Raw genomic sequence first — 11058 nt, forward strand, 5'->3', positions numbered from 1 at the left:
AGGGCAGAGACTTTATAATAACCAGTCTTATCATGGCAGTCTTATTTATTTCCGATAATCTATAAAATAGCTTTCTCCCGCCAGATCCATATCATAACCGGAGCGCTGCTTCCGCGTTTCTTCCAGCTTTTTCAATTGTTGTGCGGCATTATTGCGGTGCTCATGCATGCGCCGGTTAACTTCATTATCCAGCTGGGAAATTAGCTGAATATACATTTTTTCAGTTTCATTTAGAGCGCCGTGCAGGTACAGCTTTTGAATGATACTCTCTCTAAATTCAACAAGTTCGACATAATGCTCATAGGGAACTTCGGTCGTTTCCTCTACAAGCCCACGCGTCTTTTCGTATAAGAAGGCCAGCTCTTGAATCATTTTGACGCCCCTGCTTCAACTTGGCCCCCGCCTTGCTGCTTAATAGCCTGCTTCCAAGCCTCCCGCAACTCCTCGAGATGCGTAATCGCCTGTTCCGCTAACTCCGGCGATTTTTTTGTGTTGGCTTGAATCAGCAGATGGAGCAAATATTCATAAATGGAATAAAGATTTTTGGATATTTCAATATTCGTATCAAGGGAAGCAATTAACTCATGAATAATGGATTGGGCTTTAATAAAAAATTGATTTGCACCGGCATAACGCTGTTGTGAAACTTCGTGAATAGCTTGTTTTGTAAAACGAATAGCTCCATCATACAACATAATAATTAACTGAGCCGGAGTCGCTGTTTGAACAGACGACTCCTGATACTTGTGATATGGGTTATTAATCATAAGTTCCCATCTCCTTATCAACCCAAAAAGCTGGACAGGCTGCTTGATTGTGAATTGAATTTATTAATAGCCGACTCCATAGCCGTAAACTTCTTGTAATATTGTGTTTCCATTGAAAGCAATTGCCTGTTTAGATTCGTAATACGATCGTTAATTTGGCGTTTTTCAGTGCCTAATAATGAATTCTCCAGAAAATTCCCTGTTAAGGCTGTACTAACTTGCGATGTACCCGCTTTATCAGACAAAAGCTTTATCGATTCCATTAGAATATCGCTTACTCTTGTAAATACACCGGAATCCTTATTATTCACTTTTGTATATCCTTCAGCAGGTTTATCCGGTGATTTTGCAGTGAACAACTGCATGATTTGGTCAGGATCACTTTCAATTGCAGCAAGCAGCTTGCTTTCATCTGCAATAACCAGCTTCCCTTTTTCATGCCATTGTCCAGTTGTAATTCCGATGGATTGAATGTTAAAACCTTTTGTTGGTCCAAAATCGCTAATAAGCGCTTCCCGAAGTTTAGACACTGTCTGCGATAAAATACCGTCGTTTTTAAGCAAACCGCTTTTGGCTTTACTATCCCAAAGCTCTGCTTGTTTATCAGTTAGCTCTTCTCGTTGTTCATCTGTCAATGGAGCATAACTACGATATTTATCTTCTCCGAGCTTGCCATTTAGCGTATCAAGAACTTTATTATATTCGGAAATAAAGGTTTTTATATTGTCCAGAATTTTAACGCTGTCAGTAGCAACTGTTATCGTTGAAACTTCATTTAAAGGCGTTTCATGGTTAAGCTGAATAATAACCTCATTAACCGTAATTCTATTATTGGTAGCTGTCATCGTCAAGCCGTTAATTTCAACCTTACTATCACTGCCTGTTGTTGCTGTAGCGATAATTGAATTAGCGGGCGGCGGGGTTACACTGCTATCACTAATATTCCCGCCCTCAAGTGAAATTTTACGCTCCCCGTTTGATTTTGAGGTTAATACAATTTCACCAGTTGCTTCACTGTACAAGGCTGTTACATTGGCTGCTTTATTATTATTAATTTTGGTTAGCAAGGTATTAAGTGTATCGCTGCTATTATAGGAAATTTCAACACTCTTAGGATTTGAAGCATCTGTGTTGTCAACCAGTTTAATGCTGGTTCCTGTAAACCCCAAGTCTGCAAGTGTTGTACTATCAGTTGGTCCATTACCATCTAGTTTTAAATGAATAGATGAAGCTGTTCCCAATTCTTTGACTTTAACATTATATACGCCCGCCGGAGCACCGGTAGATGACGTTGTTACAGAAATGGCGGATGTATTTCCTGTTACAGTCGCTTTTTTGGCATTGATTGCAGAAGACCTACTTAGGTTGTCTTGCAGCTTATTGTTTCTAAGGTCGACCAAAGCCGTGCTGACCGAACGGTACGCTTCCTGCCTATATTCGATACCCAGCGACTTTTGCTGAAGCTTTACTAACGGAGCCCTACGTGCTTCCATCATTTGTTTAACAATGGAATCGATGTCCATTCCTGAAGCCAAGCCAGTCATTCTCATGATATACACCCCATTTCATCTATAGTTATACTTTTGTATCAATAAGCAATCCATTCACTTCAATGAGTTTGGCAACGATATCAAGCGTTTTTTCCGGAGGAATCTCGCGGATCATTTCGCCTGTGTCCGTATTTATGATTTTAATCATGATCGTATTGGTGGCGTCATGCACTGAAAGTTCCGCGCTGGTATGCGGACCTTGCATAGCCTTTATTGCACGGTCGACCATTTTAACCATTTGCTCATCACTAACGGACAGTTTTGAACCTGTTCGCTCTGCCTTCTTTAATTCTGAAGTTGAACGAAGATTATCGCCTTCATCCCTTTGTTTTGGCGCACTATCATAGCTGAAGCTCTCTGCTGCCGCTGGCCTTGTGGAAGATGAGGGTATAGAAGATATTTGGAAGGACATAATTCCACCTCATTTGCAAGGGTAATAGATCAAACTTGATTGAAAAACAAGCTTCTATACAAACAGAGACTTTGGATAAAAATCCAAAGCCTCTGTGTTTGATCCTCAAGCTGTCATTAACGGAGCAACGACAGTACGCCTTGCGGTGCCGAGTTGGCTTGCGCCAGCATCGCTTGCGAGGCTTGCAGCAAAATGTTGTTTTTGGTGAGCTCGACCATTTCCTTCGCCATGTCTGTATCGCGGATACGGGACTCAGCGGCAGTCAGGTTTTCAACAGTTGTACCCAAGTTGTTGGAAGTGTATTCCAGACGGTTTTGAGTAGCACCCAGCTTAGCGCGCTCGGAGGAAACCGCTGTAATAGCGCCCTCGATGGATTGCAACGTCATGGAAGTCAGGGCTGTGGAAGCAGTAAGTCCGCCTACACCTGCAGCGCCATTGGCAGCAGTACCAGTAATCGAAGCCGTGTTAATTCTCTTGATTTCGATTGTTTGAGTGCTGTCGTTAGCTTGGATCTTAACAACAGAACCAGTTGCTGTGGAACCAGCTGTGCCTGCAGTGCTGCTGATGGAAATACCGTTAAATTTGGTATCGTCCAGGATGTTGGAGATTTGAGTGCTGAGCTCGCTAACTTCTGTTTGGATGTTAGCCAGGTCAGTGGAAGAGTAAGTGCCGTTCAACGCTTGAACGTTCAGCTCTTTCATACGAGTCAGCATTGCGCTTACTTCGTTCATTGCGCCCTCAGCCGTTTGTACGAAGGAGATACCGTCTTGTACGTTACGTTGGGATTGCTCCAAGCCGCGGATTTGACCACGCATTTTTTCGGATACTGCCAGACCAGCAGCATCGTCGCCAGCACGGTTAATACGAAGACCGGAAGACAATTTTTCCATGTTTTTACCAGCAGCAGCTGTGTTAAGACCCATGTTACGGTGGTTGTTCAGAGCGGTAATGTTGTGATTAATACGCATTGATATTTCCTCCTTGAATGTTGGTTATATTTCCCACGTCCGTGTGGTAAACTGATTCAGGTCGGCCGCCCTTATCAGCCCTATGTACTATATCGGCAGTCCCGCGTCAAACGTTTATAGCTTTTTTAGATTTTTAATTTCACCAAATTGTCTTAGCAAATCTTCTTTGGAAATGGCCGAATGCTCGGCCGAAACATTGGTCCGCTCGACCTCAGCGTAGAGTTCTTTTCGCAAAATCCCCACCTCTTTGGGGGCTTTTATCCCGACTTTGACCACATCATTGGAAACCTCCAGTATGGTCACCTCTATATCGCCGTTTATGATCAGGGACTCCCCACTTTTCCTGCTAAGCACCAACATCCTATCTTCCTCCTTCGGCCGAAACTTCACCTGCAAATAACGGATGATGAATGGAGTATTTCCCATCGGGCAATATATATTGCGCGCCTTGCTTAAGATGGGTATTCAATATAATGGGGGCGCCCAAATTGATTGTAGCGGATGCCAACTCATTCCGGACAGAAATAATAGTTACGATTTTTACATGCTGCTCATTCTCTAGACCAAGACTTTCTTGAATTTCCTCTGGCAGCGTGAACTCATAACTTTCCAGAAAATCAAAAGGAGATACGACAATAAAAGATACGTCTCCATGATCAGCGGACTGCAGATACATGAACGGGCTGTCCTCAACTTCAATGACGGCATATCTCTGCACATGACGGAATCCCGGTATCCCTTGTTCAAAATGAAACAGCTCGTCCTCTTTAACGTCCAACTCTCCAAATCTTGAGGTTTGCACCAGCATGATGTCACTCTCCTTCTTTTTTCAAACAACCCCATCCGCCCCTGGTCAAAAGAAAAAGCTATGATCATCTCGATGGATTCATAGCTCCTTGTTTTAATTTCTATTATGGCATGGTTACAGGGTCAAATCAATTTGCGGCGATGTAATATGAACCGCCGGATATTGAGCCATGGATATGTTCACTCCGCCACGTTGATAGTTGATTTCAGGCTTATTCGGAACAATGGAAACCTCGGCTTTGCCAGGCGTTATTCGAATATCCGGCGGTGTAATTTGAACATTAAAGCTCAAATTTAACACCGAGGCATCCCCGTACACCTGCAGTTTGGGCGGTTTCCGAAACAAGCTTTGTCTGGCAATGTTCGGAATGGGATCAGTAGCCTGAGTCAAGTCTCCAATCTGATTGTAGTCCTGAACGGTCTGATTAATCGCATCCTGAACGAACTGGCCGAATTGATTATACAGCCGGTTCATAAACGAAAGCGAACCTCCGCCATTTAAAGCATCCCACGTTTTCGTCATATCCGCCATAACGACCGGTTGTTCCGTTTTGACGTCAATAACCGTTTGTGTCGTTTTTATGTCTATGGAAGCTTTTTTCTGAGTAATATGATATTCGCCCAGCTTTGATGAAATATCCAGCCTAGCCGGTGTTTGCCTGATATCAAGTTGTGGAAGTCTCATAGCTACCTCAGAAAGTCTACCAGCGATTTGCTAATCACTTTTGCCCCAACTGAGAGGGAAGCCTGGTAAATATTTTCGTTGATTTGGGCATCGATCAACAGTTTTTCAAAATCGGCATCCTCGGTTCTGGACTTCATATCCGTCAGGTTAATGCCCAAATCCTCCAAACGATTCTGAGTCAGCTCAAGTCTGTTGACCCGCGCGCCAACTTCAGACCGGAGACTTAGCATACGGTCCATGCTGGATTCGATATTGCCAATCTCCGAACTTACCGCGGAGTAATCACCGGATGTCAACCCTGCCATAATACGGTCAATAACTGAAAAGACATTATCTCCGTCACCGGTAGGATCAGCATTGCCAAAAACCTGCGCAGCCGAAAAGTTGATATCGATCCTTACGTTTGCTCCGATCGAGTAGTTGACAATTCCGCTATCCGCATCAACGGTTTTTGCGTCAAAGCCTGCAGCATTTTTATCAAACGGAGCTTCATTGAACTGCTCCCCGTTAAAAATGTATTTCCCGTTAATTGTACTGTTGCCGATTTCGATCAATTGGGTTTTCAACTGATCGATTTCGTTTTTGATATTTTCGAGGGCGATACCAGGGTTCGTTCCGTTAGCCCCTTGAGTAGTAAGTTCCTTAATGCGCTGCAGCACATCTCCAGCTTGACCAAGCACCGTATCATTAAAATCCAGCCAAGATAACGCAGAATCAACATTTTTCTTATATTGATCATTAGCGGAAATTTCTGCCCGATAGCGAAGAGAATACGTGATGCCTACCGGATCATCGGATGCCTTGTTGATCTTCCGGCCGGTTGTTGTTTGCATCTGAATCTGATCCATCTGAGACATGTTGCGGTTTAAATTGCGCATGAGCTGCAAATGCATCATGCCTTGGGTAACGCGAAGCGTCATCGCTGTTGCCTCCTTATGCCCTTGTATGCAAGCTGATCGTATAGGCAGCCTGCCTTGCCTCAAAAAATGTGATGAATATCCGAAGTCGCATCACTACATGCGCTTTTACATCATTACAAGCCTACGCGGCCCGTACCGTTGATCAGCTTGTTCAGCAGCTCGTCAAAGGTGGTCATAAACCGCGCCGACGCGCTGTATGCATATTGATATTTAATCAAGTCCGACATTTCCTCGTCCAACGATACGCCGCTAATGGACTTCCGGTTGCTTTCGACCTGATCCAATTGTGTTTGCGTATTCGTATAGAGACGGTCCGCTTCTTGGCTTTGAACGCCCAACGCGCCAACAACCGCGCTATAAAAATCGTTAATCGTTGCGTTTGTAATACCGCCGCCTTGAGCGGTTTCATCAAAGGCAAACTTGATATTCTGAAGCTCGGACATCAGAAGCGCAAGGCCGTTATTGCCTTTGACCACAGTTGTGCCCGCGGCATCTGTCGTTGTCCGAAGCGAGGTTGCAACCTTATTGGAGTCTGCTGCAATAACAGGATTAACCGCATAACTCCAGCCCGTTAAGGAATTGGGATCGGCTGTAAAAGTGAAAAAGTCTAGACCGGCCGCAGCGGGATCTTCAAGCGTATACCCCAGCTTGTGCAGACCGTTAATGCCGTTTACCGTGATCGTCTCCGGGGAAGTAATTGGCGTTGTTGTACCCGGTTTTACCGTTCCCGCAGGAAGCGTAACCTCGAACTCGCCATTAGCCAATGTGTTAGCCAGCGTATGTATCTGCTTTGCGAACTCGGTTACATAAGTATCGCGAGACACGATCATTCCGTAAGCCTCGCCGCCGGTTAATGCCCCGGTTGTAAAAGCCGTCTCCAATTGCGCAGCGCTTAGCGGGTTGACTGTTGTGCCCTCAAGCAGGTTCACGGCACCCATGTTGATGTTATAGCCAAGATCCGTTTCCGATACGGTAATGTTAACGATTTTGGACAGCTTATCGCTCATCAGGTCGCGCTGATCGCGCAAGTCGTTGGCATCATCGCCTAACGATTCAATGCGGCGAATTTCCTGGTTCAAGGAAGAGATGGTGGAGAGAAGTGAATTGGCCTCTGTGGCCTTTACTTCAATATTGGACGTCAGGTCTGCGTGCATATTCGTTAGTTGACGATTAAACTCATTAAAAGTGTCCGTCAATGCCTTGGAGGTTTCAACAAGGATTTCCCGCCCTGTTACGTTCTCGGGGTCCTTGCTCAAATCGGACCATGAGCTCCAAAATTTCTCGATAACGCCGCGAAGACCGTAATCTGACGGCTCATTTACGATGCCTTCAAGCTTTTTCAGGGTATCCGTTTGAATAGAAAGACTGCCCACGCCTTGATTTTGCTCACGGTATTGCAAATCCAGAAATGCATTCCGGATTCGGGTAATGGAAGTGAACTCAACGCCCGTGCCCAGTTGACCCGGCGCATTGGAGCGGTTCATGCCGTAGGCATCAATAGGTCGCGCGGCCACCATGCTGACCTTCTGGCGCGAATAACCTTCCGTATTGGCATTGGAAATATTATGTCCGACTGTATTGATAGCGGCCTGTTGGGTAAACAAGCTCCGTTTTGCCGTCTCCAGTGAGTGGAAGGTCGATCTCATTCATTCATCCCCTTTATGTGCGTGTTCAAAAGTTCATTTTTTTTAGGCCCTGGAATCAAACCAGGTCCTTTGCTTATTGGCACCCGATTGATTCATGGGATGCTGGTAGACCACATCCTCGCTTGGGTCCTCGACCATCAGGCTGATCGAGAAGTTGATATAATCCAGCGATTGCTGAATCAGCTGCTGGTTGGTGTCGTTGTAGTGCTTTAATTCCTTCAGCATTTCCGTCAACTCGTTGGACAGTGTCATTAATGCCTGCTTTTCTTCAGGCTGGTTGACGGATTTGATCAGGTCGGACAAAATGCCGGAACGGTTGCGGAAACCGATTTCCTTGAAATATTTTGCGGTAGACAGCAGTCTTTTGGTTTCAAGCTCGTCTGCTTGCGCTGTAAGGAGCTTTTCTTTTTGGGTCAGGACGTTCAATTGGACCACGTCGTTTTTCATAATCAGGTCTTTTTTTCCTTTTTCGCACTCCAAAATCCGCTCATACAGCCCCAACTGCTGCTGCAAAATAGCTATGATGCCTGCTATCAACATCAGACTTTTCCCCCGTCCCGCTGTTCTCAGTTATCGCGCAAATAAGGAAGCAGCTTCTCTGCGATTTTTCCGGCATCCACATGATAGGTACCCGAAGATACCGATTGCTTGAGCCCTTGAATATGTTGACTTCTATCCGTCTCATTAAGCTTGCTCGTGCTCAACATCTCCTTGGCGGCCGCGGAAATTTGAACCTCGTCCTTCTTTTTCGGAATCCGGGAATCCGTGGTCCTGATTTCGTTTTGCTTTTGATAAAGATTAGCCGCGCCGATTCGATTGCTTTCATTTATCTTCAATTCCATCACCTCATTATTTACAGAAACTAAAAAAGCCGATTACCTTATGCAAGTATTATCGGCTCTTTTGCTGTATTATTGAATAGCAAGTTTTTGGCTTACAAACTTTAGTATCTGTCTTTGTAACGGTCTATCCCTTTGTAGGAGTTGTCCGCTTTGGATCCCTGAGAATCTGCCTGCTTCCTGCTTCTCTCTTCGTCGATCATTTTGCGCGTATCCTTCGTCAGCCTTGATCTGCATCCATCGCACAAATTGCTTTCCCTGATCAACGTTCCGCACGACTCGCAAGGGTAAGACATGTTCGGCGCATTCATGATGGAGATTCGCCCTTCGCGAACGAATTTTGTAATTTGCTTGATGGAGACCCCTGTCATTTCCGAAAGCTCGCTTATAATAGCTCCCTTGTTCTGACGCAAATAATCGGCGCAAAGCTGATATTCTCTATCAATATCCCGAATGCACACCGGGCATACATCGCGAAAGCTCCGATTAAATAACCGGCCGCAGCGAGGGCAATTTTCCAAACTCATTATTTCATCCCCCTAACAAAATAAAAATATCTCTACTTCATTATTAACGGAAATTGCAAGCCATTTCATAAATGAACGGCAGGCGTTTCCCGGTAAAACGTATCCTTCCGGCATTACATAATTTCACGATTGAATCCAAAAACAATTCATTAATTAAACGACAATCCGTTCCTGCACAAGTGACGGTGCCTTTACTATACGGCAATCTTCTTGGAACAGTATATCATTTTTTTGCCTATGAATCACGCATTTACAGGCGATAGAGCAGAGATTTAAGGCTTGGTCAGGATCTCGCCCACGTCGCCACGTAGACAGCAGCGGTCCCCCCGCTTCCATCCCGAAGCGCTTTTGCGCAGGCTTCCGCGGTGCTGCCTGTTGTATAGATATCATCCACTAACAAAATATGTAGTCCTCTCCCTCGATCCAATGCTATTTGCCGGACATAGCTGCTGCTTTGCTGCTTCATTTCAAACAAGCTTTCTGTTTCAACAAGCCTTTCGCGCCTGGTTTTAAAGCTCATTTTACCGGCATGCCTGGTACGCTGGAGCGTTGCCAATGCATGCAGCCCAAGATTCCCTGCTAAATGGCGCGCGATCTCCTCCGCCTGATTAAAGCCGCGCTCTGTCGCCCTCTCCTCGCTGACCGGCACATAGGTGATGAAGTCCCATCTCTTAATCCCCATTTGACGCATCAATAGAGCGCAGGCAGGAAGCAGCATCTCTCCCAATAACGGCGCCAACCGCTCCTGCCCCCGGTATTTGTACAATGCAAGCCATTCCCTCATTGCCGGATCATAAGCTACGGCGCTTCGATTCATGACAAAAGAACGCCGGCTTCTCCGACTGCAATCTTCGCAGTGAACACCGCGCCCGCAGACGGGGCATACAATGCGCGCCATCCAGGGGATGGACTTTAAGCAGCTTGAGCAAAGAGATGCCGCCATAAGCGGCAAGTCCGGATACCCGTAAGGGAGATTGCTATCCCGATTTCGCCCCGCCCTTTTGGGCTTGCTGCAGACCAGGCATTCCGTTGACGCTGGCGCAAGCAATGCCATGGATTCATGCAGTATTTTCCTCGTAAACCTGGAAGTCAAATGATAAAACCAATCTAAGCTCATTGTTTACCTCACCCCTTTACTATCGCAAATAACCCTTGCGGCGGGCTGTCTTATTCATGCCGGCAATATGTCTGACGGCACGTAGCTGCGACTCATTACGTTCCTTGGCGAAAAAGGCGACTCTGCCAAAAGGATCGTCGGCTGACCGTCCGGCTCTGCCAGCCATTTGAACAAGCGAGGCTTCGTCGAACAAACGGCCGTCGGCATCCAGAATGTAGACGTCGCTGCGCGGAATCGTTACCCCCCGCTCCAGAATCGTGGTTGTCACCAGGACTCTAATATCGCAAGCTCTGAACCGTTTGACTTTTTCGGCCCGTTCCGGGTCTTGCGACGAGGTTGCGGCTACAAGCCGACATGGCAATTCTTGAGCAAGCAGTGCCGCCATTTCTTCGGTCTGGGCGATTCGCTGGACAAACACAAAACATTGCGCTCCCCGCTCAATCGATTCCCGCAATGCTTTTAAAAGGGCAGGCGGAACCTTTCTTCCGGCGAGCATTGCCGCAACAGGGGGAGATGCCGTTAGCCTCGGAACAGGCAATGGATGGCGATGGTAACGAACGGGCACTCGCGCATGCGCCAAACGCCCGCTCCTTGCCGCTGCTTGCATTTCTCTCGGAGGCGTAGCCGATAACAGGACGGTCGGGCCGCCCGGCAACCCGCATTTTCCCGCGGCATAATGAAGCATGGGATCGCCGTGATACGGGAATCCATACAGCATAATATGTATACAATAAGTTATGCACAACTGTTGATAAGTTAGTGAAAAAGGGGCTATAGCAGCCCCAATTGTTTTGCAAAGTTCGCTCCGGCTAAAAGTTTA

General features: G+C 46.2%; 15 protein-coding genes. All 15 read right to left on the reverse strand.

The genetic code is table 11. From position 1 onward, the window contains the following. Positions 1 to 45: 45 nt before the first annotated feature. Complete coding sequence (locus ACX93W_RS24965; protein WP_459395084.1) at positions 46 to 372, reverse strand: hypothetical protein; 327 nt, start codon at positions 370 to 372, stop codon at positions 46 to 48. Beyond that, entirely contained in the window at positions 369 to 767 is a 399-nt protein-coding gene (gene fliS, locus ACX93W_RS24970) for a flagellar export chaperone FliS (RefSeq protein WP_459395085.1), read from the reverse strand. The genes ACX93W_RS24965 and fliS overlap by 4 nt, the downstream gene beginning before the upstream one ends. Before the next feature lie 17 nt (positions 768 to 784). Further along, positions 785 to 2317 (reverse strand): flagellar filament capping protein FliD, encoded by a 1533-nt coding sequence (gene fliD, locus ACX93W_RS24975; RefSeq protein WP_459395086.1) that lies wholly within the window; start codon positions 2315 to 2317, stop codon positions 785 to 787. 25 nt (positions 2318 to 2342) lie between these two features. After that, positions 2343 to 2729 (reverse strand): flagellar protein FlaG, encoded by a 387-nt coding sequence (locus ACX93W_RS24980; RefSeq protein ID WP_459395087.1) that lies wholly within the window; start codon positions 2727 to 2729, stop codon positions 2343 to 2345. A gap of 116 nt (positions 2730 to 2845) precedes the next feature. Continuing rightward, on the reverse strand, positions 2846 to 3697 hold the full coding sequence (locus ACX93W_RS24985) for a flagellin N-terminal helical domain-containing protein (RefSeq protein WP_459395088.1): 852 nt from the start codon (positions 3695 to 3697) through the stop codon (positions 2846 to 2848). Positions 3698 to 3811: 114 nt separating this feature from the next. Beyond that, positions 3812 to 4057, reverse strand: coding sequence for a carbon storage regulator CsrA (gene csrA, locus ACX93W_RS24990; protein WP_459395089.1), 246 nt, complete (start codon positions 4055 to 4057; stop codon positions 3812 to 3814). Position 4058: 1 nt separating this feature from the next. Beyond that, positions 4059 to 4505 (reverse strand): flagellar assembly protein FliW, encoded by a 447-nt coding sequence (gene fliW, locus ACX93W_RS24995; RefSeq protein WP_459395090.1) that lies wholly within the window; start codon positions 4503 to 4505, stop codon positions 4059 to 4061. 114 nt (positions 4506 to 4619) lie between these two features. Further along, a complete protein-coding gene (locus ACX93W_RS25000) occupies positions 4620 to 5189 on the reverse strand; it encodes a DUF6470 family protein (protein WP_459395091.1) in 570 nt (189 codons plus the stop codon). 2 nt (positions 5190 to 5191) lie between these two features. Next, entirely contained in the window at positions 5192 to 6109 is a 918-nt protein-coding gene (gene flgL / locus ACX93W_RS25005) for a flagellar hook-associated protein FlgL (protein WP_459395092.1), read from the reverse strand. A 113-nt stretch (positions 6110 to 6222) separates the two neighbouring features. After that, positions 6223 to 7755: a flagellar hook-associated protein FlgK gene (flgK, locus tag ACX93W_RS25010; protein ID WP_459395093.1), complete on the reverse strand. Its 1533-nt coding sequence runs from the start codon at positions 7753 to 7755 to the stop codon at positions 6223 to 6225. Between the two features lie 42 nt (positions 7756 to 7797). Beyond that, the gene (locus ACX93W_RS25015; protein WP_459395094.1) at positions 7798 to 8295 is read right to left on the reverse strand and encodes a flagellar protein FlgN; all 498 of its coding nucleotides are present in this window, start codon (positions 8293 to 8295) and stop codon (positions 7798 to 7800) included. A 26-nt stretch (positions 8296 to 8321) separates the two neighbouring features. Further along, positions 8322 to 8591, reverse strand: a complete 270-nt coding sequence (flgM, locus tag ACX93W_RS25020) for a flagellar biosynthesis anti-sigma factor FlgM (protein WP_459395095.1) — start codon at positions 8589 to 8591, stop codon at positions 8322 to 8324. A 107-nt stretch (positions 8592 to 8698) separates the two neighbouring features. After that, positions 8699 to 9121, reverse strand: a complete 423-nt coding sequence (locus tag ACX93W_RS25025; protein ID WP_459395096.1) for a TIGR03826 family flagellar region protein — start codon at positions 9119 to 9121, stop codon at positions 8699 to 8701. Positions 9122 to 9404: 283 nt separating this feature from the next. Next, positions 9405 to 10238 carry a ComF family protein gene (locus ACX93W_RS25030; RefSeq protein WP_459395097.1) on the reverse strand — a complete coding sequence of 278 codons (834 nt, stop codon included), beginning with the start codon at positions 10236 to 10238 and terminating at the stop codon, positions 9405 to 9407. Positions 10239 to 10257: 19 nt separating this feature from the next. Further along, a complete protein-coding gene (locus ACX93W_RS25035) occupies positions 10258 to 10818 on the reverse strand; it encodes a helicase-related protein (RefSeq protein ID WP_459395098.1) in 561 nt (186 codons plus the stop codon). Positions 10819 to 11058 lie beyond the last annotated feature (240 nt).

This window comes from Paenibacillus sp. CAU 1782 (genome assembly GCF_054551715.1).